The organism is Dactylosporangium darangshiense, assembly GCF_039537565.1.
GTDB classification, from domain to species: Bacteria; Actinomycetota; Actinomycetes; order Mycobacteriales; family Micromonosporaceae; genus Dactylosporangium; species Dactylosporangium darangshiense.
In genome coordinates this window covers 22,010-46,981 of sequence record NZ_BAABAT010000067.1, presented here as the reverse complement: position 1 = coordinate 46,981, position 24,972 = coordinate 22,010, and the positions used below count along the sequence as shown (strand labels likewise).

Below are 24,972 nucleotides of genomic sequence, written 5' to 3'. Positions count from 1 at the left end.
CACGCGGAGCCGCTTGGTGGAGGCGGATGTCGATGTTGCCCATGGCGACGTCCGCCGTGACTGCCGGCGCGGATGAGGCGCTGCGGCCGGTAGGAGCTGCATTGCAACGTCGCCACCACCTAGCAACAGGAGCGATCATCGCGCTGCTCAGTCTCGCCAGGATCAAGGTTGTCGGACAGATCCTCAACGTGCTGCTCTACGGCGAGATCATCATCGTGTTGATCTTCGCGGTGGTCATGTTCATGCACCCGGCCGGTGGGAAGATCGAGTTCGGCACCCTCAACCCGGTCAACCTGTTCACCGCTGGCGCCGGCGCCGCTCTGGTCACCGCCGTCACCGGAATGGTCGCCGCGTCGTTGGCGGTCGTGTGCTACTTCGCCCGGCACAAGGCCGTCTCGGCGCAGGTCAACCTGTGGCAGCGGGTCATCGCATCGATCCCGTCGTTCCTGCTGCTCGGCTGGGTGCTTTGGCAGACGATCGCGCAGTACAACGTGCTGCTCGGCGTCGACGCCCGTGACAAGGTCCGCTGGATCCTGCCCGCCCTGTCGTCGGATGCTCGCCGAGACCGACAAACCTGATCGCGAAGCGGTGGTCGCGGTTTACCGATGACGTTTCTTGGCGGTGTGCGCGTCCGGACGCTCTGCTACGGGTCCGGACGGTCAGGCGGCGGACTTGCAACACCCTTCACCGCCAAGGGTAGTCGCCGCCCAATTGGGGTGGTCCCGGCCGACGTCCCCCCGAGGGCCGGGACCACCCCCACCAACCTGCTGCTTGCTCAGCCGGCCGACCTAGCTGCGGAGTTCGATTCCTTGACGACGACCACGACTACGACCACTACGAAGCTGAGAGTGCGGCTGAACGCGCTCCTCGGCGCGCAACCGGCCCGCTTGATGTCCGCCAAGCTGCGGCGGCGACGGCGTTCGCCCGACGACGTCGGGTTTGCGGTCCGCTGCGACTGGCCCCTGTCGCGCGCCGGAGTGGTTCACGACTTCTCGCGGTTCGCGACCAGCCAGCAGCGGGCACGCCGCCGCGCCGAGGCTACGGCGCGGTTTTGGCGGCCCGGGTCGATGCGCCCGCTCGCCGTGACCGTCGTGCCGATCGTCCGCGGCGAGTTCGCCGCGCACCCACCGGCGTGCACCTCGCTGACCTGTCCGACCACAGCCGTGTTGTACGGCCTGGCGGCAGGCGCGTCAGCGGGAGTGCCGGGATGAGCGCGGCTGCTCGGGCTGTGCGGTTGCCCGGCGCCGTGAAGCCGGGCCTGGTGCGTGGTCTGGTGTCCCCGTTTGCGGTGTGGCAGTTCCAGGTCGGTGCATCCTCGCCGTTGACCGTGGTGGTCGGTGGTGTGGTCACGACGTACGCCGTGACTGGCGTGGTCGGTGTCCCGTTGACGTTCCCGATCATCGGCGTCTGCCTGGGGCTGCTGTCGGTGGGGTTCTTGGCTATGTCGTACCGGCAGCGGCATGCCGGCGCGGCGTACGCGGCGATGGCGGTCGGGCTCGGCCCGCGGTGGGGTGTGGCTGGGGGGTTCATCGCCTTGGTGTCGTATCCGGCGCTGCAGATCGCCTTACTCGGGCTGTTCGGTGTGAATATGGCCGACTTTGCGGGGACTGAATCGTGGCAGGTGTGGGCCTGGGTGGCCTGGCTGCTGCTCGCAGCTGTGGGGACGCTGCGCTACACCCTGGGCCAGTACACCGTCGCCGGGATCACGATCGTCGAGCTGGCGGTGATCACGATGATGTCGATTGCGGCGTTCGTGCACCCGCATGACGGGCACATCACCACGAGCCCGCTGACCGTATCCGCGTTGTGGGCTGACCAGGGACAGATCGGTGGTGCGTTTGCCCTCGGGGTCGCAGCGTTCGTGGGGTTCGAGACCGGGCCGGCGTTCTCAGAGGAGATCAAGGACGAGCGATCGGTGGTATCGGCCAGCGTGCTGACGCTGGTGTTCCTGACCGGCTTCCTGACGGTCGTGGCGTGGTCGTTGGCAGTGTGGACCGGCGCGGACCGGATCGTCGCCGAGGCGACCAGCGCGCTGCCGTTCGACATCATTAGCCGGTACTGGGGCGCGACGGCCGGGACGGTGATGGGGCTGCTGCTGATCAGCAGCGTCTACATCTCGATGCTGAGCTTCCACAACACGACGAACCGGTACGCGTTTGCGATGGCGAGGGAGCGGGTGCTGCCAAGGTTCCTGGCCCGGGTCGGCCGTACCGGTGGTCGGTTCGAGGGCACGCCGTGGCCGGCGTCGCTGGTGCAAAGCGGCCTGGTCGCGGCGGCGCTGGCCGTGTTCCAGCTGGCTGGCGCGAACCCGATGGAGGACATGTTTGTCTGGCTGTCGTCCGGGGCGGCGTTCGCGATCCTGGCCATGCTGGTGCTGGTCTCCGTCGCGGCGGTGCTGTGGTTCCGCAGCGGCGCAGGCGGCGCGGCGTCGGTGTGGATCCGCACCGTGCTGCCGATCGTCGGGGCGGTCGCCGGCACGGTCTTGGCAGCGATCATCGCCTTGAACCAGTCGCTGCTGCTGCAACTGGACCCGGGATCGGGGTGGCAGCTGCTGATCCCGGCGTGCGCCGCGGCCGTCGTGGCTGCGGGACTGCTGTACGGGGCTTGGATCAAGGGCGTCGATCCCGTCCGGTACGCCGGGATCGGCCGAGGTCAGCCGGATCCGCGCACAGAGATCGACACCCAGTTAGGAGCGATCCGTGGCTGAGGCACAACGCTATCCAGGCCCAACAGGCGGGCACCGCGCTGGCCCCGGATACCGTGGCCATCTGCGAGTGGTCTCCGCTCCGTCGGCGTGGGAGTCCGCTGCGCGCTCCCATGCCGACAGCTACGTGACGGGACGAACCGACGCGCCCGGCCAGCGTACGTACGTGGCGCCGCCGACACCCGACATGCCGTTCACCGAAGACGGAACTGCAGGGCAGGTCCATTTCGCGCCACCGCCGGAGTTCGTGCAGCATCCGGAATCGTTGATGCCGCCAGCTGAGGACCTGTTTCCGCAGATCCCGATCTGGTACGACGCGTACCTGCCCAATCGCGATGCGGTGATCGGGCTGCGGGCCGCGATTGTTGAGCGGGTCAGGGCATTTGGCCAGCTCCATGCGTTGGAGGCATTCGGCCGGCGGTTCCGTGGCCGGCCGATCGGCCCGTACGCGGTGGCGCTGCTGTTCTGGATCCCGCCGGATCAGCAGGGCCGGCCGCTGCGTATCGACCGCCGGTACTACCCGAAAGTGCGGCTGACCGGCGACCCGGTCGACGTGCTCCAGCAACTCGTCGGCCAGGTGCACACCGGCTGGGCAACGCCCGGGTTCAACCTGCGTGAGACTTTGGTCAGCGATCCGGACCCGGACTGGACCGCGGCGCAACTGGGCACGGCCAAGTTCTTCGGGGTCGCCCTGTCATCCCTGGACGACCCACCCGGATCCGGGTCGTGGGCGAGAAACTCCCCGACCGTCGATCACGCCGACGATCTACCCACCCTGTGCATGATTCAGTGCATCGACGGCGGCCGGATGGTGGTGCGCCACCTCGGCGCCGACGGCCGCCGCGCGGTCCAGCGCAGCTCCAGCGTGGCACTGCACACCGCCGCGGGATTCGCGCCGTTCGCGTGGAAGTACGAGCCGAGCTTGAACCGGATCCCGGTCGAACACCCGGACGCGCACGTCTGGCACCAGATGCGCGAGCTGGCCCGGATGATCTATTGGGGTTGGGAGCGGCTGCGGTGAGCACCCGCGTCGCCACCACATCGCGCGCCGCTGCCAGCAGCAACGGTGGCGTCTTGGCAGCACGGCGGCGGCTGGGCGCACTGCGCCGGCGCCTGGACGACGCTGTCCGCAACGACCTGGGGTTTCCCAACTCCACCGACCTGGACATCACCCCGCTGGTCGACTTGTTGCGGCGGTCGGCGAACAACGTCGGCTATCCCGGCCGACCGACCAACGGCTTCCGCAGCCACACGCTCGAGGAGGAGTTCGAAGCAGTCCAGTGCGTAGCCGGCCTGCTGCGCGCTCCCACTGATGACCGCACCGGGCTGGTCACGTCGGGCAGTACGGCTGCGATCCGCCACGCGTTGCTGCACGCGCGTGACCGTTTCCGCAAGGTCGTGGTGTACGCGTCGACCGCGGCGCACACGTGCGTGCGGAAGGTCGCCCACCAGCTGCGGATCCCGTTCGTTGCGGTGCCGGCGTCGCCGGGTGGGGAAATGGACTACACCGAACTCGCCGCCGTGGTGGCCCGCCGTCGGCGCGGCGGGGTGCCGGTGGTGGTGGCGACTATTGGCACGACGATGTTCGAGGCGATCGACGACGTGGGTCGCGTCCACCTCGCCCTCGACGCCGCCAGTGTGCCGAGTGAGGCTCGGCACGTGCACGCCGACGCCGCGCTGGCCGGACTGGCGCTGGCCGGGTTGCCGCCGGCAACGCGGCCGGGGTTCGACTTTGCCGACGGCGCTGACAGCATCAACATCTCCGGCCACAAGTTCCTCGGCACCCCTGAGCCGTGCGGCATCCTGGTTATCCGCCGCTCCGCCTGTGCGGACGCGGTCGATGCCGTCACTTACACAGGCTCGGTGGACCTGACCATGGACGGCTCCCGGTCCGGGCACACCCCGCTGATGCTGTGGTGGGCGTTGCAGCAGTTCAGTCCGGATGTGCTGCACCGGCGGGCCGAGGTGTCCCGTGCCAATGCCCGCACGGCGGTGGACTGGCTCACCACGGCCGGGATCCCGGCCGGCCGGCACGAGCACGCGTTCACCGTCGTACTGCCGCGCCCGCCGGAGCCGTTCCTCGATACCTGGCCTCTCGCGGTCGAGGGCGACTGGGCGCACATCATCTGCATGCCGGGCAAGGCGCTCGATGACGTGCACCGGTTCGTCACCGACTACGTCGCGGTGATGCGGCCACCGCAGATACCGGCCCGGCCGGTCCCGATTCCGCCCGCCCGCGAACCGGCGCCGAAGCGGGCCGAACTTAAGGACGCGATCGCGTGCTGACCCTGACCGCTCCGCTGCGGGTGCTTGACCCGCTGGAGCGCCACCGCGATTCCGTCGACGCCATTGGTCAGGATCTCTATAGTGTTCGCGCCGGGCAGCTCGTCCAGGCCGAGATGCTAACCGGCCACGACCGGTGGACCTGCCGTGTGGTCGACCGCACCGCGGACCAGCGATGCCGGACCATCCTGACTGGAGCGGACCTGGCCACCGCCCTCGATCCGGCCGAACTCAGCGACACCGGCCACCCCGACCCGGCCAGCCACATCATGGCCTACCGTGCCGCTTGGCGCAGCCAGGCGTGGCGCCGCTGCGGCAGCCACGCTGGAGCGGTCGCTGACCTGCTCGCCGGCGACGTGGGCCGGGATCTGACCGTCGACCTGGACCCCGTCCACACCCAGGCCCGCTCGCTGCGAGCGCGCATGCTGCCGGTCGGCTTCGAGCGGGTCCTGTTTCGCCTGACCACTGCCGGTTTGCTCCACCCTGTCGCTGACGGCGGCGGCCGTCGGTGGGCCGTGCTCACTCTGCCGGCACTGCCAGCCTGAGTCCTTGCCTGACCGCCGTCTATCGCCGTTGGGAGGTGTCCATGTTCACCACCACCTCATCACCACGACGTTCCGCGGGGTGCCCGGCTTGCTTGCCGCGGCGGGGGCAGCACGACACCGCCGCCGCTGGCGACGTGCTGGCCGCCGCCTCCACCGCTACCGCGATCACCGCGCTGCTGCCCGGCAACCCTATTGCGCGTAGACGTGTCCTGCGCTGAGTGTGCACGGCCCTGGCCGCTGAGGCGGCCATCCGCGACGGCGGCGTGCACGTACCCCAGCCACGGATACATACCCCCATATTGTCGACCAGTCTCGACGATTTGGTCCGCGCTGCATATGCCCGGATATGGCCTGTCAAATGCGCATAATCGGTGCTAGCGTGAAGCAAGTCAGAGAAACTCATCCCAACACAATGTCGGCAGTTCTCGACACAGTCGAGGTGGGGCGGCGATCGACAAAGGAGCCACCATGTATACGGCGCACGACCCAAGGAGGATCGCCGTCGCACCAATCCAGGTGCCCGTCTTCCTTGGTGTCGAACAGACCATCGACAAGGTGGCGGAGGTCCACTCCGCAGGGTCACAGGAATGCCCCCATGATGACCTGCAGCTAAGCGCGGAACGCACTGTTAACACCGCGAGGTTCCGATACCTCCCAGCGCGGGCACCGAGGCGGGCAAACCGGTCGGCGTCTGCGGAGAGTCCGCCGCGGACCCGATTTCACGGTGGTACTGGCCGAACTCTGCATCACCAGCCAATCCATGCCAGCTCGCAGGATCCCCGTGGTGCGCGAGTCCGTGGCAGCACACGCTCTCGACGACTGCCGCCGGATCCCCACGGCGGCGGTCGCTGCCGAGACCCCGGCGGCCGCCGGGGCGATGCCTTCCCACGAACAATGCCCAACGCAACGTCAGTCAGGTTGAGGATCATGAAACCGTCGGTGAAGCGTGGGTCCGGCGAGCTCGCCCAGTTCGCCGAAGCGCAGAGCGCGTTGCAGCGCATCGCTGTGCTTGTCGCGTGCGGCGCCCCTGAAATTGCAGTATTCAACGCGGCCGCCAAAGAACTCGGGCAGCTCGTCGGTGCCGACACCGCGAACATCGTCCGCTATGAGGCCGACGGCACGGCGACCACGGTGGCAGCCTGGAGCCGATCCGGCACACTGTTCCCAGTCGGGACGAACATGCGGCTGGAGGGTCGCAATGCTGCGGCGCTGGTGTCGCGCAGTGGCCGCTCCGCTCGGATGGACAACTACGCAGACGCTCCCGGCCCGATCGCCGCGGTCGTGCGCGCGAAAGGCATCCGCTCATCGGCCGCCGCCCCGATCTTCGTCGACGGACGCCTGTGGGGTGTTGTGATAGCCGCCACGACGCGTCACGAATTGTTGGCTCAGCACGCAGAGATGCGCCTCGCTGACTACACCGAACTGATCGCCATCGCCATCGCCAGCGCTCAGGCCCGCACTGACCTGGCGGCCTCCCGGGCACGTGTGGTGATCGCCGTCGACGAGGCCCGACGGCGCATCGAGCGAGACCTGCACGACGGCGTCCAGCAGCGGCTCGTCGCGCTAGCGCTGCAACTGCGTGAGGCCGAGGCGAGCCTCCCGCCTGAGATGTCCGAGGTGCGCGAGCTACTGTCCGCAGTGACAAGCGGACTGACGGGCACGCTAGACGATTTGCGGCAGATCTCGCGCGGCGTCCACCCAGCGATCCTGTCCCAGGACGGCCTGCGACCCGCACTCCGAACGCTGGCGCGCCGGTCCCCCATCGCGGTCGACCTCAGCCTCGACCTGGACGGCCGCCTCCCCGAGCCAATCGAGGTAGCGGCGTACTACGTCGTCGCCGAAGCGCTCACAAACGCCACCAAACACGCTCACGCTTCGCTCGTGCACGTCACGGCCGCAGTCTGGGCTGGTCGTCTGCACCTGTCCGTCAGAGACGACGGCGTCGGTGGCGCCGACCCAGCACGTGGTTCCGGCCTCACAGGACTCACCGATCGGGTCGAAGCACTGGGCGGAACAATCATGATCAGCAGCCCTGCCGGTCAAGGCACCCACATTCAGGTCGAGCTACCCCTCGAACGTTGTAACTGATCATCGCAGGCGCGGACCTCGGTGCGCTACCCCGGTGCCGTCTACGACGAGGACACCGGATGCTGAATCGCCGAGGCCGAGCTCGCCGAAACGGCCTACGCCGCGTTCGAGTCCAGCAGCCACAAGGTCACCGCCCGCCTCGTCGTTCGCCGGGTCAAGGAACGCAACCTCGCTCCCGAAGGCAGGAGCCGTTGTTCCCGCTGTGGCGGTATCACGCCTTCCTCATCGACACCATCGAATCCACGGTGGACGCTGACCTGACCCACCGCGGTCACGCCGTTGTCGAACAGGTCTTCGCCGACCTCATCGACGGACCTCTCGCGCATCTGCCTCCGGGCCGGTTCGCCGCCAACGCCGCCTGGTTGAGTCTGGCCGCGATGAGCCACAACCTGCTGCGCGGCCGGCTGCCTGACCAGCCTCCGCTACGCCACCGCCTGGGCCGCGACGATCCGCCCGCAACTGATCACCATCCCGGCCCGGCTGGCCCGCCGAGCCCGCCGTCTCATCCTGCACCTGCCCGCCCGCTGTCCCCGGCAGCAACCCTGGAAGACCCTCGTCGACCGAGTCCACGCACCGCCCGCCACAACCTGACCCGGACCAACCGCCCACCCCGGGCCACACCATCGCGCGGCACGCCGGAGCGCCCGGCGAGTCAATCACGCCCACCGACCACCAGATCAGCATGTATCGATGCGGTACTCGGCGACACGCGCACCCCAGGGCCAATCGGTGGATCGAGGCTAACGCCGTGCCTCACTCCGGGGCTGACGTCGAGGCGGGATTGAGGCTCGGCCCTCGTGTTCGATGTGGAGCGGCGGTGTCCTGATGCGCTGTAGGGATCGCCGCGACGTTGATCCCGTTGGGCGCCGGTACAGCGCAGGGTGATGATCGTCGGCGGTCGACAACCAGGCGTTAGGCCGCGATCTGCTATGCGACCCAGCCAGGGTGTTCATGGTGGAAGTTGTTCGAGGTGAAGTTCGGGTCGCCCGGGCCAGGGCGCACCGTCGGTTCACTGCGTGGAACGCTGCGGGATCATGGTCAGCGCTGCATTTGGCGACATTGCAGCAGCTGCGGGCGCTCGACGAGCTCGACCGGTCCCGGGCCGTGATCGATTCGATCCAGTCGGGCTGAAACGGGGCGATCTGACCGGCCGGGCCCCGTCGATTGCGCAAGCCTGGCAACAAGATCCATGCCGCGTGTGAGCTCGGCGGGCGGGTTGCCGTTGGCCACGGCTGTCTCCGCGGCGAACTCACCCGACGTGGCGATGCTTCTGCCACTGCTGGACGGCATGTCCGCCGTCGGCCGCTCTACCGCCGCCCCGACAAGCTGCACGCGGACCAGGCCTACGTCACAAGTTGCTGTGCGCGGAGGTGCGTCGTCGTGGCGATCGCCGCGAGAGGGTCGCGTCCCCGCGTGCCTGGGCCGGCGCCGCCGGGCGATCGAACGAACGCACTCCTGTCTGATGCGCTACCGGCGCCTGCTCCGCTGTTACAACCAATACGCCAACCACATCGCCGCGTTCGTCACCATCGTCTGCATCCTTATCTGCCACCGCGAGCCCCCATAAACCCAGATGCGACGCGGTCGTAGGTCGCGATCTGGAAGACGTCTATCCACGACGTTCGTAGGTGCTGGTCTGTTCCTCCCCATGGCAAGGGCGCGGCATATTGTCGAACAGTCTCGACAGTGTCGATCGAACCGCGTTCCTTTGTGTATGCCTTGTGGTAGCGCGGCGGGCGGTGCTAGCGTTGGCCTCATTGAGGAGGCGGCTCGATCATATGTCGACTAATCTCGACAACATGTGACGGCGGGCAGGCGGCAAGGAGCCAACATGCGTGGGGAACGCGGTCGAAGGAAGATCACCGTGGCGGCCGTCCAGGCTGCGCCCGTCTTCCTTGACGTCGAACAGACCATCGACAAGGTGGCCGACCTGGTCGCAACAGCATCCCGGCACGGCGCTGATCTTGTTGCATTCGGCGAGAGCTTCATCGCCGGATACCCGTTGTGGGGCGGAGTTGTCCCAGCCGTTGGGCAGCATTCGTTTTACGAGGACCTCGTCGCGTCCTCGTTAAGGGTGCCCGGTCCGCACACGGAACGGCTCGCAGCCATCGCCAGGCGGTTCGAGGTCACACTGTCAATCGGTATCAACGAGTTGGCGCCGAACAGCACGGCTCAGGTGTTCAACACCAATCTCGTTTTCGACCGGCGCGGCGATCTCGTCAACCACCGCCGCAAGCTCGTCGCCACCTGGTATGAGCGGCTGACGTGGTCACACGGGGATGGTTACGACCTACGGCCAGTGCCGATCGATGGCTGGTCCCTTGGAGTGCTCATCTGCGGCGAGAACACCAACACGCTGGCGCGCTATGCCCTGCTGGCCCAGGGCGAGCAAGTCCACATCGCAAGCTATCCGCCGGCATGGCCGTTCGAGCAGCGGGACGGCAAACCCGAGTACGACCTCGTGGACAGCATCCGCCTTCGCGCAGCCGCACACTCATTTGAGGGCAAGGTGTTCACGGTCGTTGCTGCCACGGCACTCGACGCGGCGGCACTGGACCGCGTCGCTCAGGGTGATCATGAGATCGCCCGGTTGTTGACCGGCACCCCAACGGCTTCGCTCGTCGTCGGCCCCCGTGGAGAAGTGATTGCCGGACCGCTTGTCGGGGAAGAAGGCATTGTCTACGCCGAGCTCGACCTCCAAGAGGCCGTGTCGCTCAAGCTGGCGCATGACATCGTCGGCACGTACAACCGCTTTGATGTGTTCCAGCTGACTATGAACAGCACCCGGCACATACCGCTGACCGTTGTCGGTCAGAGCGCGGCGTCAGCCCGTCCGAGGGCTGACGGAGCGCGCCGCGACCAGCCTGCCGAGCGGCGACAGGACGATAACTCTGGGGACGGGTCCGCGGAGCCGGAATCCACCGAGTCGGCTGTCGGTGACTACCATGGTTAACGAACAGCAAATTACGCGATCGTTTTTCGATGTCTCGTACGAGCGAAGCATTGCCGCGCGGCAACCGGACCGGCATGTCCCCGCAGCACCTCGATATTCACTGCGATGGCGCCACCCGGTACCCGTGTTGGTCAGTGACTACTTTGGTATGCAGGGCGCTCCGCTCGGCGGCTCGAAGGCCACGGCGTTCGTCGATGATATGCGGCGGTGGTTCAGCCAGCCCAATGGCCCATCGGCGCACGAGGTCATGCATTGTAAGGATGAGGCGCAGCGACCGACCACGGTGGTCGTCGCTTACTGGACATCCATGAGTGATCACGCTGCCTGGACGACAGCCTCGGCTTGGCGGACCTGGTGGGATGACCCCGCCCGAGTCACGGAGGATGTCGGCTACTGGCGCGAACATCTGGCATGCCCGTATGACCGCCATGAAACCATTTATTCCGACCCGAAATATCGGATCGGGCTTGGGCGCACCCCGGATGCGGAAATCGTTCCAATCACGACAAACGGCTATTTTGGGGCAGCCCGAGACCGTATACCACTGTCCGCGATCGACGAGCTGAAGGGTGCAACGATCCCCTCTCTGCCGTCGGTCCGCCGGAGTGTAGCGGGGCGTCGAGTGTCGGTGGTGGTGCCGAATAACCTCACTATTCTGCGGTCCGGTCAGTTCTGGCACGAGTCTGAACCCGAACAGGCCGAAGACTATGAGCGCAACCTACAGGTGAAGCTCGACCGTGGCATGGACTACCTTGAAGGCAACCCGGACTCCGGGTGCCTCTATCTCCGCCGTATGACGAATCTTTCCGACACCGGCGAGCCTAGGAGGGAAACCTCGATACAGGCGGTGTTCGGCTCCCTTGCAGCCCTCGAGTCTTGGTCCTCGTCGCACGAGACCCATCTGGCGATTTATCGGCACGCCATCGCGATGAAGCGGCAATACGGCGACCGCCGAGATGTCGTGACGTGGCACGAACTGTTCGTCATGCCGGGCGGGACCCTCTTCGAATACCTCAACTGTGCCGACGGCACGGGACTGCTGCCATTCGCTGCACATCTGGAGCCAAGTGGCGACATCACCGCCAATCCCGCAATTGGATAACCAAAATCAGAAAATCACCCTAGAGGGAGCTCGAGACACCGCCGTCACACGAGTGACGGCAGCTTAGCTCTTGCTTCGAATCGATGAGAAGGAGTCGTACAATGCAAAGACCACATGGCCGGCTCGGCCTCGGACTCTTAGCCGTCGCTTCGGCGGTGCTGCTACTGATTACCGCTGGCTGCAGTGCAAAGCCTGCCGGCGAGACAGCCTCGGACCAGCCGATCGCCGTGGGCAGCATCCTCGACGCGACCGGGCCGCTTAACGTCCTCGGCAAGCCGAACATCGACGCGACCAAGCTGGCAGTAAAGGACATCAACGACAGCGGTGGTCTGCTGGGCCGGCAGTTGAAGCTGATCAGCTACGACTCGCAATCCGACAACGCCATGTACACGCAGTACGCCAACAAGCTCACGCTTGAGAACAAAGTCTCTGTGCTCATGGGCGGCATCACCAGCGCCTCCCGGGAGGCGATCCGCCCGATCGCGGACCGGTCCAAGACTCTGTACTTCTACAACCAGCTCTACGAGGGCGGCGTCTGCGACAAGAACGTCTTCAACACCGGCCCCGTCCCGTCGCAGCAGCTGGCTCCGCTGATTCCGTACGCCGCCCAGCACTTCGGCAAGAAGATGTACATCGTGGCGGCCGACTACAACTTCGGACACATCTCGGCCGGTTGGGTCAAGAAGTACGCTGAGCAGGCCGGCGCCAAGATCGTAGGCGAGGAGTACATCCCGCTGGAGAGTTCCGAGTTCGGGCCGGTGATCAACAAGCTGCAGGCCGCGAAGCCTGATGTGGTGGTGTCGCTGCTGGTCGGCGGTAACCACGCGGCGTTCTACCGGCTCTTCTCCTCGACCGGCCTCAACACCAGCATGAAGATCGTCTCGTCGACGTTCGGCGATGGCAGCGAACACATCGTGCTTGCCCCCAACGAGAGCAAGGGCATCACGGTCGCGTTCCCGTACTTCCAGGAGCTCAAGAGCCCTGCAAATGAGGCGTTCACAGCCAAGTGGCACGCGGCCTACGGCAGCGACTACCCGTATGTGGCCAACTCCGGGGTGACCGTCTACAACGGCTGGATGCTGTGGGCGGCGGCCGTGCGACAGGCGGGCTCGCTCGACCGGGACAAGGTCATCGCCGCCCTGGAGTCGGGCCTGTCGATCGACACACCAAGCGGCAAGGTTTCGCTCGACCCTGGCTCGCATCACGTGACCCAGAACGTGACCATTGCCGAGGCCAACGACCAGCATGGCTTCAAGATTCTCGAAACAGAGGCCAATGTGCCGCCCGCCTTCGAGAAGTCGGTGTGCGACCTTCAGAAGAACCCGAACACCAACAAGCAGTTCCTGCCGTAGGTCAGGTAGAGGGATCAGTATGCAACTCGACCAACTTGTCAGCCTCAGCGTCTCGCTGCTCAGCAACATCGCTCTGCTGATCATCATTTCGCTGGGCCTCGCGGTCATCTTCGGGATGATGGGTGTGATCAATCTGGCCCACGGTGAGTTCCTGATGCTCGGCGCGTACCTCACGTTGACCGCCGTGCGGGTAGGGGTGAACGTGTGGGTAGCGATGCTGTTGGCGGCGTTCGGCGTCGGCGCGGTCGGCCTGCTGGTCGAGCGGTTGCTGATCCGCCGCCTGTACGGCCGGATGCCGGCGACGATGCTGGCGACGTGGGGACTGAGCCTGATTCTTACCCAGGTCATGGTCCTGATCTACGGTCCGGCCAGTCGCGGCATTCCTACGCCCTTGGGCAGCGTCCGCGTCGGCGAGTACTCCATCTCGGAGTACTCGCTGGCGTTGATCATCGCGGCGGTCGCGATGCTCGCCCTGACCTACCTAGTGCTGACCCGTACCCGGTACGGGACGATGGCGCGCGCCGCCGCGACGCTGCCGCAAATGGCGTCGGCGGTCGGGGTCGACGTGCGCCGGACCAACATGCTCACCTTCGGCTTCGGTGCGATGCTCAGCGGCGCGGGTGGCGCACTGCTCGCGCCCATGACGGCGGTTGTGCCGAGCATGGGGCAGGCATACGTCGGTCGAGCCTTCATGACGGTCGTCGTCGGTGGTCCGGGAGTGCTCTCTGGAACAGTCAGCGCATCCGGGCTGCTCGGTGGCGTCAACTCGGTGCTTTCCAACCTGACCACGTCAGTCCTCGGCACAGCGGCTCTACTCGTCGTGGCCATCGTGCTTCTGCGGTTCCTTCCGACCGGAATTTCGGGACGTCGGGGGAGGAGGACGTGACATTGCGTGTCGTTCCTGAGCGGTCCTCGCGCCTTGAGCCCGCACGTCGACGCTGGTGGCAGCGCATACCTCTCGAACTGCCTGGCGTCGCGGGGGTCACGCTCGCGGGAGGGGCGCTGGCCGGTGTGATCGCCCCGTTCCAAGCTCAGTCCTGGAGCCTGTGGGTCATCTATGGCCTGCTCGCGGTGAGCTTTACCTTCGTCTGGGGCCACGCAGGCATCTTCAGCTTTGGACAGAGCGCGCTCTTCGGTGTCGGCGGCTATGCGTACGCGATCGTGGGCATCAATGTATCGGGGCGAACTGGTGAGACGCTCAGCGCGCTCGCGGCCGGCGTGCTCGTCGCCGCGCTCGCGGCCGCAGCGCTCGGCTACTTCATGTTCTATGGCAACGTGGGTGACGTCTACGTCGCGATCATCACCCTCGCTGTCACGCTCGTGCTTTTTACATTCATGTCCACCACGGCGGACCCGAGCTACCACATCGGCGAGGCGCTGCTGGGCGGTTACAACGGCGTCGTCGGGGTCCCTCCGCTACTACTGCCGGGCGGCGACGGCGGTCGAGTGCTGGACCCCAACGGGCTGCTGTTCGTCAGTGTCGCCGTCGCCGCTGTCGTAACCTTCGGCATACATCTGATGCTGCGTCGGCCGTTCGGTCGGATCCTCGCGGGACTGCGCGAGAACGAGCTGCGCACGCAGCTGCTGGGCTACGACGTCCGGCGCTACAAGTTGCTCGCGTTTGTGATCGGTGGCGCGGTTGCCGGACTTGCAGGCGGACTCTTCGCGGCGTGGGGCACCTTCATCAGCCCTGGCGTGTTCAGTCTTCAGCAGGCATCGCTGGTCGCGATCTGGGTGCTGGTCGGCGGCCGACGATCGTTGCTCGGCGCGTTCGTCGGGGTGGCCGTCGTCCAGGGCTTGTCAGACGCGCTCGGTGGCGGCGGTGGGTCAGCTACCCCCATTATCCTCGGAGCCGTTCTCATCGCTGTGGTGCTGGCCCTTCCTGAAGGTGCCTTGCCGGCTTTGTATGCGGCTGCCCGTCGGGTACTGCCCACCTTTGCCGTCCCTCGTTCCGCACACGGCGACGCGGCCGCCACGGCCGACGGTGAGATGCCCGGCCTGCTGGACAGGAGCGGTGCCGACCGTTCGGCGGCGGCCGAAGGCGCGCTCGGCGGCGCGCCCCGCGCGGCGAGCGCGATCACCGCGGTTGACCTGCGTAAGGAATTCGGCGGAGTGATGGCGCTCGACGGCGCTTCGCTGAACGTCACGCCGAACGGCGTGCACTGCCTGATCGGGCCGAACGGCGCGGGCAAGAGTACGTTCTTCAACCTGCTGGTCGGTCGGTACCGGCCGACATCGGGACAGGTGTTGCTCGGCGACGAGCCGATCACCAGGCGACGTCCGGACGAGCGGGCCCGTCGAGGCATCGGTATCAAGCTGCAGGTGCCGAGCTTGTACCACGAACTGCAGGTATTCGAGAACATCTGGCTCGCCGCGTATGCCGCCGTGCATGATGTCGACGCGGCGAACACGCGGACTGCGGCTGTGCTGGCGTGGCTACAACTGTCCGGCAAGGCCGACAAGCCGGCGAGCGCGTTGTCGCACGGCGAGCACCAGTGGCTCGAGATCGGCATGGTCATGGCCAGTTACCCCAGGGTCGTGCTGCTCGACGAACCCACAGGTGGGATGACCCGCGAGGAGACGCTCCGAGCCGTCACACTGATCCATGATCTGGCCCGCACTGCGACCGTCATTGTAGTTGAGCATGACATGGAGTTCGTCCGTCGGCTTGGCGCTCCGGTCACCATGTTTCATGAGGGCCGGGTCTTCGCCAGCGGCAGCATAGAAGCGCTGCGGGCCGACGAGCGGGTCCTCGACATCTACCTGGGAAGGGGGGCGGGCAATGCTACGGATTGACCGAGTCCGCGCCGGCTACGGCCGAACGGCGATCCTGGACGACGTATCGCTCACCGTTCCCGACGGTGCCATGATCGCCGTGCTCGGCCGCAACGGCGTTGGCAAGTCCACGCTGTTGAAGGCCATCATCGGCATCGTCCCAGTCATGCGGGGTCAGCTGAGTCTGGACGGTCGTGACCTGACCCGAACCCGGACGCATGAGCGTGCCCGTGGCGGCATCGCATACGTGCCGCAAGGGCGGGATATTTTTGGGGAGCTCAGCGTCCTAGACAACCTACGCGTCGCGGCCTACGCGACCCGGCCGAAAGGGTGGCCACAAGCGCTCGAGCAGATACTCGACGAGTTTCCGGTACTGCGTGACAAGCGCATGCAGCGCGGAGACAAGCTCAGCGGTGGCCAACAACAGATCCTCGCACTGGCGCGCGCTCTGATGACCAACCCGCGAGTGCTTCTGCTCGATGAGCCGTCCGAGGGCATCCAGCCCTCCATCGTCGACCAGATCGCCGAGACCGTCTGTCGGATCAACACCGAGCGGGGCATCACAGTCTTGCTCGTCGAGCAGAACCTCGACTTCGCCGCCAAGATCGCAAGCCATGCGTACCTTATGGACAAAGGGCAGATCGTGCGCGACCTACCTGCCCATGACCTTCTCAGCGACCGTGACCTGCAGCACGAGTTCCTCGGCGTCTGACGATTCACATGAAGCCAGACCGGAGACCGACAATGGCCTTAGAGCGTCCTACCCCTGAAATCGTGCGCCGAATCGCCGACAGCTTCGGCTTCACGCTGACCGCCGAAGCGTTGGCAGAGTTCTGCGACTTGATCGACGAGGGCCTGGCGAACTACGAGATCGTGGATGCCGCATGGGCCGCACGCGCACCGCAGGCGGCGGTCCGACCGTGGACCTGGCCGTCCCCCGGCGAGAACCGGCTCGGGGCGTGGGCGGCACGCGCCAACATCACCGAGTCCGACGAGGGACCGCTGGCCGGCAGGCGGGTCGTCATCAAGAACAACGTGGCAGTTGCCGGCCTGCCGATGGCCAACGGCTCGAAGACCCTCGAAGGATACATTGCCGACGAGGACGCCACCGTCGTCCGGCGGATCCTCGCGGCCGGAGGAACGATTGTCGGTACCTCCGTGTGCGAAGATCTCTGCCTATCCGGCGGCAGCCATACGTCGGCGTCCGGCCCTGTACGCAACCCCTGGAGCACCGAGCACAGCAGTGGAGGCTCCAGCTCGGGCAGTGCGGTCCTGGTGTCGACCGGCGAGGCCGACATGGCCATCGGTGGCGACCAGGGCGGGTCGATCCGGATGCCCGCATGCTGGTCCGGGATCGTCGGCCTGAAAGCCACCTACGGGCTAGTTCCATACACCGGGGCGTTCCCTATCGAGTTGACGCACGACCACCTCGGCCCGATGGCGCTGACCGTGGCAGACGTCGCGCTGCTGCTGTCGGTCATCGCCGGCGCGGACGGGTTGGATCCCCGGCAGGCTGGGCTTCCGGCGGCACGGGACTACACCGCGGGCATCGAGGACGGCGTGTCCGGGCTGCGAGTCGGCCTGCTGCGCGAGGGCTTTGGACAGCCGACAAGTGAGGCCGAGGTCGACGACGCGGTGCGCGCTGCCGCGGACGTGTTGGCCGCCGCCGGCGCCAAGGTGGTGGACGTCTCGATACCCGAACACCGGGACGTCGGGATGGCGTTGTGGAGCGTCATCGTGACCGACGGTGCGGTATGGCAGATGATTCACGGCAACGGGTATGGGAGGAACTACCGGGGCCGGTACAGCCCGTCGGTGATGCGCGCCTACGCAAACGGACGAAGAGAGCACTTCGCCGACGTGTCGCCAAGCGTCCAGTACGCCGCGCTTCTCGGGCAGTACATGATCGAACGTTTCGCCGGCACGCATTACGCGAAGGCGCAGAACCTGTCGCCAGTGCTACGCACGGCCTACGACCGGGCGTTCGGCGAGGTGGATCTGCTGTGCATGCCGACGATTCCGATGCGCGCTACGCGGCTCCCCGCGCCCGATGCGCCGGTGACCGAACGTGTCCGTCGAGCTATCGACATGCTCACGAACACCGCGCCGTTCGACACGTCCGGACACCCGGCGATCAGTGTCCCCGCTGGCGTTGTTGACGGGCTGCCAGTGGGCATGATGCTGGTGGGCCGGCAGTTCGACGAGCCAACAGTTCTGCGTGCGGCTCGAGCGTTCGAGGCGTCGGTCGGTGGGTTCCTACAGGCGCCCGGGCAGCGATAAGACGTCCTCTTGTGACGGCAGGCGCCGGCCGCGGACCGGGTTGCATCGCGGCGCCCTGCTTGTCGGCCGGCTTGTGGGCATGGTCACCGGACCGTGCTGGTGGCCTCCGGCGGCTTCTCCTCGGCCGCCGGAGGCCATCGCTTCATGTCTTTGGATCAGTGGGCGGACAGCCCGTCTCAGATCAGCATCAGTGGTCCGCGTAGGTGCTTGCGCAGCTCCGTGAGGAACGCGATCAGGCCGGCGGTGTTGTAGCTCTGCCCGGCTTGGTCTGGAAAACCAGCGGTCTCGAACAGCTCCGCCGTCCGGATCCGCCGTTCCCGTAACGCATTCACGTCACGGCTGGGACCACGGCCGGGGGCTTGTCGACCGGGACGTTGCAGGCCGTCGTTGCGCCGGTGGGTGCGTGCGAACCTGCCGGAGGAGACCCGCCGGGAAGAGGTGCGGGTCCTTGGCGACACGCCGCCGCCGGGGCACGAGGCGCAGGTCGACTACGGCCGGTTGGGCATCCGGTCGGTGGCAAGCGGGTGACGGTGTGGGCGTTCGTGCTGGTGCTGTAGCACTCGCGGCACATGTTTATGCGGCCGGTGCTGCGGATGGACCAGCGAGCGTGGACCGAGGCACACGTGGAAGCGCTCCGGTTCCTCGGCGGGGTGCCGGCGCGGATCGTTCCGGACAACCTGGCCACCGGGGTGGAACACGCTGACCTGTACGACCCGAAGCTCAACCGCACGCATGCCGAGCTGGCCGAGCACTACGGGCTGCTGGTCGACCCGGCCCGGGCCCGCAAACCCCGCGACAAAGCCACGGGTGGAGCGGCCGATGCCACACGTGCGGGACTCGTTCTGGCGTGGCCGACAGTTCACGTCCCTGGCTGAGATGCAGGCCGCGGCGGTGCGCTGGTGCACCGACGTCGCCGGGCAGCGGGCCCGCCGGCCCCTGGACGGCGCCGCTCCGGCTGCGGTGTTCGCCGCGGTGGAGGCCGGCGCGTTGCAGCCGTTGTCGGCGCGTGCGTTCGTGCTGGCCACCTGGTCGACCGGGCAAGGTCGGCCCGGACAACCACATCAAGGTGGGCAAGCGTTGTACTCGGTGCCGTGGCGGCTGATCGGGCAACGCCTCGACGCCCGGGAGACCTGGACCACCGTGCTGGTCTTCCACAATGGACAGTTGGTCGCCACGCACGGCCGCGCCGACAACGGCAAACGCACCGACATGTCGCACTACCCGCCGGAGAAGATCGCGTTCGCGATGCGGACCCCGGCATGGTGCCGCCGCCGCGTCGGCGAGATCGGCCCCGCCGCCAGCGCGGCCATTGCCGCGCTGCTGGAGGTCGGGGCCTTGTTCCGGCTGCGCTCAGCGCAGGGCGTGCTCGGCCTGGCCGACAAACACGGCCGCGAGTGGCTGGAGTTGGCCTGCGCCAAGGCGATCGCGGCCGGCGACCCCTCCTACCGCACGATCAAGGGCATCCTCGGCGCCGGCGCGGAGACCGACCCGCCGCCACCACCGACCGGGGACGGCGGCGCCAGCGCGCACCTGCACGGCCCGGCCGCGCTGTTCGGCAACGTCTATCCGCTTCCCAGCCGCGACGGCGGCGAGGGGGATGCGCCAGCCGAGGAAGTCGAGACTCTCGCCGATGTGGGTGAGGCCACCCGCCAGCGGGTACCCGTCATTGCCGAGAGGCTGAGAGCGACAGTTCCCTCACGGATGGCGGCCGTTGGATTGGCGGACACCTGTTATCCGGCGTGGAGAGCTGTACTCCTGCGCCGGCGTACGCTGCTCGGTGAGGGTGGATGATCCGCCGATCCGGGAGAATCTCGCCGGTGTCCTCGAACAATACGACACCGTTGCAGAGCAAGCTCCACCCTTGTATCGGGTGGTGTGCGACCACACGTGCTGCCGTGCGGTCGTTCCCCATCGCTGGTGGGCAAGAAGGCTGATGCTGACACATTTCCGTACTTCGATCTTGTTAGCTCGGCTGTAGCGATTACGACCGGCACGACACCAGTTGTCCGGCTAGGGTCCGCCTACGACACCGGAAGCAGCCGGAAATAGACAGGTTCCGGTGCCTACGCGTGGAAGGTAGGTACCGGAACCTGGCGGTGTTAGCAGTGCGTTCCGCGCTTAGCTTGAGGTCACCATGGGGGCTGTCGGCGTCACCGTGCTGCAGAGCGAATCTGCGGGTTGAGGTGGCGAGTTTCGTTGGATGTCTGCGGGGGTTGGTTGACGTGTGCCGTTCCTGTGACCCTGCGGAGAGGCACTCCGCCACCTTGCCGAAGGCCTGTTCGACACTAAGGAAGGTGGGCACCTGGACTATTGTGACGGTGATCTTCCTTGGGTCGTCCGCTGTCTGCATTGTGGCTCCTTTGTCGATCGCCGCCCCACTTCGACTGTGTCGAGAATTGCCGACATCATGTGGGACGGGATCTCTGACTACCTTCACGTTAACACCGATTTTGGGTAGTTGACAGGGCGTTTCGGAGCACTTGCAAGAGCGCATGATATCGTCGAGACTAGTCGACAATATGGAGGGTGGGGGAGGAGTCGTGCGTGAGGAACTAGAACAGGCAGGCCTGGACCCGAAGGAGGCTGAGGTGTACCTCGCCGTACTCGAGCTTGGCAACCCGACCGTCGCCCGGGCCGCCGAGGCGGCTCAGGTGAGCCGGACCAGTGCCTACGACGTCGTGCGCAGGTTGTCTCGGCGAGGGCTGGTAACGGTGACTGAGATCGGTCCGACGGGAGAGCCGGCGGGCCGTGGCCGCGGGGTCTTGCGCGCAACTGACCCGGAGCAGTTCCTCACTGAGTGGCGCGAACGGGGAAACGTGCTGAAGGAGCTTGTTCCACGCCTCAAGGCCGTCATGAGTACCCAGACGTCCAGACCTCGTGTGCGATATCTCGAAGGCCATGCTGGCATCACGGCTGCCCTGTGGGAGACGCTGACCTGGGGCGTTCCCCTGAAAGGGATTCTGTCCATGGCTGACCTGCTCCAGGTTCCAGGCCGGCCGACGATGGACGAGTACATCGCCCAGCGCCGTGATCGCGGCATCACTCTCCGGGTGGTGCGTTCTCCTGAGAAGGAGACCGACAAGGTTTGGCCTACAAACGCGCGGGACCTGCGCGAGGTGCGCTTCGCCCCACCGCAACACACATTCACGATGACGATGATGATCGGTTCCGAGTCGGTGGCAGTGATCTCCTCACGACGAGAGAATTTCGCCATGATGATCGACAGTAGCGAGTACGCCGATCTTCAGTCGGGTCTGTTCGACCAGCTGTGGGCGGCAAGCACGCCAACCTGAGCTTGCCGTTCAGTCTGCGGCGGTCGGGGCTGACCCCGGCTTATCGTGCAGGCAGCCCTTGTTTGATCGCTTTACCTGTCGAGGGAAGGGATCCGTAGCCACCGGTGCGGGGAACAAGCCGTCGCTGTGCGTAGCGAGCAGCTCCTCACCACATCGGTCGAGGCCCAGGGTGGTGAAGGAAAGGTCCGCGCCGATACCACCGTGGTGTCGGTCGATGTGAATTACCCGACCGACTCCGGCCTGCTGGCCAGCGCGGTCGTGAAGATCTACCGGCTGATACGGCGAACCAAAACCGTCGGCGCCGCAACCCGAACGACGTGCCGTGACCGTAGCCATGCCGCTGCCCGATCGGTCCGCACGACCGCCTCGATCCTGCGCTGCGCGGCGCGGCAGCTCGCCAGGAAGCTCACAGCACAGTAGCCCGTATCACCGCCGAGTTGGTTCGGCGATCCGCCGCATCCGTCAACGTGTCGGCGTGGATCATGGACACCCTCGCTCGTCTTCGCTGTCCCGGATCCCTTGGAATGGCCCGTCGATGGTTCGTACCGTCATGCAACGGCGCAGCTCGACCGTGAGCGCAAACGCGGTGCGGCGGTTTCGCCGTGACTAACTCCGCGGTTGTGATGCCGGGGCGGCTCCGGCGCGTGCGCGGTCGCCGCGGTGGCGCTGCACCACGCCGGGCTGGAGGGCGGTGTGGTGGTGGTCGACGTGCTCGGCGGCCGGCTCAGTACTGCAGTGGGGGCCTGCGGTCATCGTCGCCCACGGCGACGTCGACGCACAGGCCATCCGCCAGCTGGCGCCACCCTACTCCTGGGTCTGAGCCGCCTCGCGGAACACGCGGTCGGGCATCGAGTCGCGCTGCGGGCCCTTCGCGGCAGCCCGTACGGCGGCGGCCACGGCCGGCGCGACCCGCGCGTCGAACACGCTGGGCACGATCACGGTCGGGTTGAGCTTGTCCTCGCCGACCGTGTCGGCGATCGCCTGCGCGGCGGCCAGGGCCATCGCGTCGGTGAACTCGCGCGCCTGCGCGTCGAGCATGCCGCGGAACACGCCCGGGAACGCGAGCACGTTGTTGATCTGGTTGGGCTGGTCGGAGCGGCCGGTGGCGACGATCGCGGCGTGCTCGCGGGCCTCCCGCGGGTCGACCTCGGGGTCGGGGTTGGCCAGCGCGAACACGATCGCGCCGGGCGCCATCGTGGCGATGTCGGCGCCGGTGAGCAGGTTGGGGGCGCTCACCCCGATGAAGACGTCGGCACCGCGCAGCGCGCCGGGCAGGTTGCCCGAGTAGTTGTCCTTGTTGGTGTGCTCGGTCAGCCACTGCCAGCTGGCCGAGAGCCCGGTCATGCCGCGGTGCAGCGCGCCGGGGCGGTCCGTGGCGATCACGTCGCCGACGCCCTGGCGCAGCAGGAGCTTCATGATCGCGGTACCGGCCGCGCCGGCGCCGCTGACCACGACCCGGACCTGGCCGATCGGCTTGCCGACGACGCGCAGGGCGTTGGTGAGCGCGGCGAGCACGCAGATCGCGGTGCCGTGCTGGTCGTCGTGGAACACGGGGATGTCCAGCTGGTCGCGCAGGCGCTCCTCGATCTCGAAGCAGCGGGGCGCGGCGATGTCCTCGAGGTTGATGCCGCCGTAGGCCGGCGCGATCGCCTTCACGATCGAGATGATCTGGTCGGTGTCCTGCGTGTCGAGCACGACCGGCCAGGCGTCCACCCCGCCGAAGCGCTTGAACAGGGCGGCCTTGCCCTCCATGACGGGCATTGCGGCATACGGCCCGATGTTGCCCAGGCCGAGCACCGCGGAGCCGTCGGTGACCACGGCGACGGTGTTGCGCTTGATCGTGAGCCGGCGGGCGTCGTCGGGGTTCTCGGCGATGGCCAGGCACACCCGGGCCACGCCGGGGGTGTAGGCGCGGGACAGCTCGTCGCGGTTGCGGAGTGCGACCTTCGGCGCCACCTCGATCTTGCCGCCGAGGTGCAGCAGGAACGTGCGGTCGGAGACCTTGCGAACGTCGACGCCGTCGAGCTTCTCGAGGCCGGCGACGACCTGTTCGGCGTGTGAGGAGTCGGCGGTGTCGCATGTCAGGTCGACCACGACGTTGTTGCTGTCGGAGTCGACGACGTCGACCGCGGTGACGATGCCGCCCGACTCGCCGACCGAGGTGGTCAGGCGGCCGATCGCGGAGGCGTCGGCGCGGACGGAGACACGGATGGTGATGGAAAACCCGGCGCTGGGCAGTCTGTGTGCGGCAGGTGTCACACCACCATTTTCACCCTGGCAATCACCCGTCCGGCGGTGGCCGGTGCCACCATGAACTACCTCACTGCCAGCGTGACCCGAACGAGGCCGCAATCCGATTGCACCGTGGCCCCTCCTGGACATGCCGCGGGTGCAGCCGCCTCACACGAGCGAAATTCGCCTGCCATGCCTCGTGTGGCAGCCCGGCTAGGGTGGCGAACGCGCACAGATGCGGTTCGTGCTGCGCCCAGCTGTCCAGTTCCCGCAGGTGACCCTGAGGGGCCGCGCAACTGGTTCGCTTGGCCCACAAGTCCGGGTTGAGGAACATCGGTACAGGAACTGGCGCTGCGACGTGGTTGGGCCACGACCGTGGTGACCGCCGCCGCGCTCGCCCTGGCCTGGAAGCGGGTTCCAGCGGCGACGGCGCAGATCTCGGGGTATCGGCGTTGACCGGACCGTCTCCGTACGCGGCCTTGTAGGGGGATGGTCGTTCAAGACCTCAGCGCGTTCCGGATCGTCTGCCGCGACTACTTTGGTGCAGGCCTGATCCCCGGGGACGCCGAGGATTGCGCACAGGCCTGGGCAGCAATGGTTCTATGCGCTGCCGCAGCCCGTCGGGCACGATCCACTGCGGCTGCTCACGGCGCCTCACGGATCGACATCCGCGATCATCATCCACAAAGGACGAAAGGCTATAGATCACTTCTGGTAGGAATTCTAAGGCCATAGCGTCATCATTCCGGACTTGGCGTCGTGCGTCTGCGCATGCGTGCGGTCCGGATGGCGACGAGGGTACTGGTCGGAAGGGCCACGGCGTGAGGCAGGCAAATCATTGGGTCCCCGGCAAGGAGCCCGTAGGTGAGCCAGAAGGCGCTTGCGGCGGCAGCAAGAACGTATGTGCGCGCCGACACCCCGGCCACGCCCTCGTCCGTTCGCGGGGTGAGCAGCTGCGGCACGGCGGCGAGCGCTGCGGTGGTGACGGCTACGCCGGTCAGTAGCGGGACATTGTGGGCCACGCTGAGGATCGCGACGCTGAGCAGCCCGAATGAGATCAGCACCCGAACCCGCAGCGTCGGTCGTTTACAAATCAAGATCACCATCAGCACGAGAAGAGCCGCGAGTGGTGGAATCTGCCCAGCCAGCAGGCCAAGGTCGTGGCGAACTAGCGCGTAGCAAGCCCAGGCGAGTCGGGACATGTAGCCGACAAGCACCGTGCCCAGCGAGACACCTGCCACGCTGCCGAGCGCCCTGGTGACCTGAGGCCAGGCATAGATCGCGTTCAGCGTCGTGCCAACAACGCTGACCAGCGTGGCGGCGTCCGAGTTCATCATCGTTCGTGTCTCTCCGGCGGGCGATGAC

General features: G+C 66.8%; 22 protein-coding genes and 2 pseudogenes. 19 read left to right on the top strand and 5 right to left on the bottom strand.

What is annotated here, in order from left to right; all coding sequences use genetic code 11:
- Positions 1–101 precede the first annotated feature (101 nt).
- The 6 genes from ABD901_RS53450 to ABD901_RS53425 all read left to right on the top strand — a co-directional run bounded on the left by ABD901_RS53450 (position 102) and on the right by ABD901_RS53425 (position 7,620).
- Positions 102–578: a hypothetical protein gene (locus tag ABD901_RS53450; protein ID WP_345142607.1), complete on the top strand. Its 477-nt coding sequence runs from the start codon at positions 102–104 to the stop codon at positions 576–578.
- Positions 579–1,051: 473 nt separating this feature from the next.
- Positions 1,052–2,707 (top strand): APC family permease, encoded by a 1,656-nt coding sequence (locus ABD901_RS53445; protein WP_345142604.1) that lies wholly within the window; start codon positions 1,052–1,054, stop codon positions 2,705–2,707.
- A 163-nt stretch (positions 2,708–2,870) separates the two neighbouring features.
- Entirely contained in the window at positions 2,871–3,725 is an 855-nt protein-coding gene (locus tag ABD901_RS53440) for a hypothetical protein (RefSeq protein WP_345142601.1), read from the top strand.
- Entirely contained in the window at positions 3,608–4,990 is a 1,383-nt protein-coding gene (locus ABD901_RS53435; RefSeq protein ID WP_345142600.1) for a pyridoxal-dependent decarboxylase, read from the top strand. Before ABD901_RS53440 ends, ABD901_RS53435 begins: the two co-directional genes overlap by 118 nt.
- Entirely contained in the window at positions 4,984–5,532 is a 549-nt protein-coding gene (locus tag ABD901_RS53430; RefSeq protein WP_345142597.1) for a hypothetical protein, read from the top strand. The genes ABD901_RS53435 and ABD901_RS53430 overlap by 7 nt, the downstream gene beginning before the upstream one ends.
- A 927-nt stretch (positions 5,533–6,459) precedes the next feature.
- A complete protein-coding gene (locus ABD901_RS53425; protein WP_345142594.1) occupies positions 6,460–7,620 on the top strand; it encodes a GAF domain-containing sensor histidine kinase in 1,161 nt (386 codons plus the stop codon).
- A gap of 1,038 nt (positions 7,621–8,658) precedes the next feature.
- Here the strand turns inward: ABD901_RS53425 and ABD901_RS53415 are convergent.
- On the bottom strand, positions 8,659–8,952 hold the full coding sequence (locus tag ABD901_RS53415; protein ID WP_345142591.1) for a hypothetical protein: 294 nt from the start codon (positions 8,950–8,952) through the stop codon (positions 8,659–8,661).
- A gap of 499 nt (positions 8,953–9,451) precedes the next feature.
- Here ABD901_RS53415 and ABD901_RS53410 point away from each other — a divergent pair, with 499 nt between their 5' ends.
- From ABD901_RS53410 to ABD901_RS53380, 7 genes are all read left to right on the top strand, one after another.
- The gene (locus ABD901_RS53410; RefSeq protein WP_345142589.1) at positions 9,452–10,573 is read left to right on the top strand and encodes a carbon-nitrogen hydrolase family protein; all 1,122 of its coding nucleotides are present in this window, start codon (positions 9,452–9,454) and stop codon (positions 10,571–10,573) included.
- Complete coding sequence (locus ABD901_RS53405; protein WP_345142587.1) at positions 10,566–11,675, top strand: phenylacetaldoxime dehydratase family protein; 1,110 nt, start codon at positions 10,566–10,568, stop codon at positions 11,673–11,675. The genes ABD901_RS53410 and ABD901_RS53405 overlap by 8 nt, the downstream gene beginning before the upstream one ends.
- A 101-nt stretch (positions 11,676–11,776) precedes the next feature.
- Positions 11,777–13,027, top strand: coding sequence for an urea ABC transporter substrate-binding protein (locus ABD901_RS53400; RefSeq protein ID WP_345142585.1), 1,251 nt, complete (start codon positions 11,777–11,779; stop codon positions 13,025–13,027).
- A 19-nt stretch (positions 13,028–13,046) separates the two neighbouring features.
- On the top strand, positions 13,047–13,913 hold the full coding sequence (locus tag ABD901_RS53395; protein WP_345142583.1) for a branched-chain amino acid ABC transporter permease: 867 nt from the start codon (positions 13,047–13,049) through the stop codon (positions 13,911–13,913).
- Positions 13,910–15,823, top strand: a complete 1,914-nt coding sequence (locus ABD901_RS53390) for an ABC transporter permease subunit (protein WP_345142581.1) — start codon at positions 13,910–13,912, stop codon at positions 15,821–15,823. The genes ABD901_RS53395 and ABD901_RS53390 overlap by 4 nt, the downstream gene beginning before the upstream one ends.
- Positions 15,810–16,514, top strand: coding sequence for an ABC transporter ATP-binding protein (locus ABD901_RS53385; RefSeq protein WP_345142578.1), 705 nt, complete (start codon positions 15,810–15,812; stop codon positions 16,512–16,514). Before ABD901_RS53390 ends, ABD901_RS53385 begins: the two co-directional genes overlap by 14 nt.
- Positions 16,515–16,522: 8 nt before the next feature.
- Positions 16,523–18,082, top strand: a complete 1,560-nt coding sequence (locus tag ABD901_RS53380; RefSeq protein ID WP_345142575.1) for an amidase — start codon at positions 16,523–16,525, stop codon at positions 18,080–18,082.
- A gap of 176 nt (positions 18,083–18,258) precedes the next feature.
- Here the strand turns inward: ABD901_RS53380 and ABD901_RS53375 are convergent, their stop codons facing one another.
- Complete coding sequence (locus ABD901_RS53375) at positions 18,259–18,414, bottom strand: hypothetical protein (RefSeq protein ID WP_345142572.1); 156 nt, start codon at positions 18,412–18,414, stop codon at positions 18,259–18,261.
- Between the two features lie 67 nt (positions 18,415–18,481).
- Between ABD901_RS53375 and ABD901_RS59365 the strand changes: the two genes are divergently transcribed.
- From ABD901_RS59365 to ABD901_RS53370, 3 genes are all read left to right on the top strand, one after another.
- Positions 18,482–18,610: a hypothetical protein gene (locus ABD901_RS59365; protein WP_380132035.1), complete on the top strand. Its 129-nt coding sequence runs from the start codon at positions 18,482–18,484 to the stop codon at positions 18,608–18,610.
- A 95-nt stretch (positions 18,611–18,705) separates the two neighbouring features.
- Positions 18,706–18,957 carry a hypothetical protein gene (locus ABD901_RS59360; protein ID WP_380132036.1) on the top strand — a complete coding sequence of 84 codons (252 nt, stop codon included), beginning with the start codon at positions 18,706–18,708 and terminating at the stop codon, positions 18,955–18,957.
- Positions 18,902–19,873 (top strand): Mu transposase domain-containing protein, encoded by a 972-nt coding sequence (locus ABD901_RS53370; RefSeq protein ID WP_425556852.1) that lies wholly within the window; start codon positions 18,902–18,904, stop codon positions 19,871–19,873. The genes ABD901_RS59360 and ABD901_RS53370 overlap by 56 nt, the downstream gene beginning before the upstream one ends.
- Here ABD901_RS53370 and ABD901_RS53365 read toward each other — a convergent pair.
- Positions 19,857–20,027, bottom strand: a pseudogene (locus ABD901_RS53365) (DUF5999 family protein); the annotation flags it as partial. The gene ABD901_RS53370 and the pseudogene ABD901_RS53365 sit on opposite strands and share 17 nt — an antisense overlap.
- Before the next feature lie 595 nt (positions 20,028–20,622).
- On the opposite strand from ABD901_RS53365, the gene ABD901_RS53360 reads away from it, so the two are divergent.
- The 3 genes and pseudogenes from ABD901_RS53360 to ABD901_RS53350 all read left to right on the top strand — a co-directional run.
- On the top strand, positions 20,623–21,375 hold the full coding sequence (locus tag ABD901_RS53360) for a TrmB family transcriptional regulator (protein ID WP_345142569.1): 753 nt from the start codon (positions 20,623–20,625) through the stop codon (positions 21,373–21,375).
- Between the two features lie 126 nt (positions 21,376–21,501).
- Positions 21,502–21,795, top strand: a complete 294-nt coding sequence (locus tag ABD901_RS53355) for a hypothetical protein (protein ID WP_345142566.1) — start codon at positions 21,502–21,504, stop codon at positions 21,793–21,795.
- Between the two features lie 213 nt (positions 21,796–22,008).
- Positions 22,009–22,195 (top strand): annotated as a pseudogene (locus ABD901_RS53350) (hypothetical protein); the annotation flags it as partial.
- On the opposite strand, the gene ABD901_RS53345 reads toward ABD901_RS53350, so the two are convergent.
- Complete coding sequence (locus ABD901_RS53345; RefSeq protein WP_345142561.1) at positions 22,180–23,634, bottom strand: NAD-dependent malic enzyme; 1,455 nt, start codon at positions 23,632–23,634, stop codon at positions 22,180–22,182. The pseudogene ABD901_RS53350 and the gene ABD901_RS53345 sit on opposite strands and share 16 nt — an antisense overlap.
- A 713-nt stretch (positions 23,635–24,347) precedes the next feature.
- Positions 24,348–24,944, bottom strand: coding sequence for a hypothetical protein (locus tag ABD901_RS53340; protein ID WP_345142559.1), 597 nt, complete (start codon positions 24,942–24,944; stop codon positions 24,348–24,350).
- Positions 24,945–24,972 lie beyond the last annotated feature (28 nt).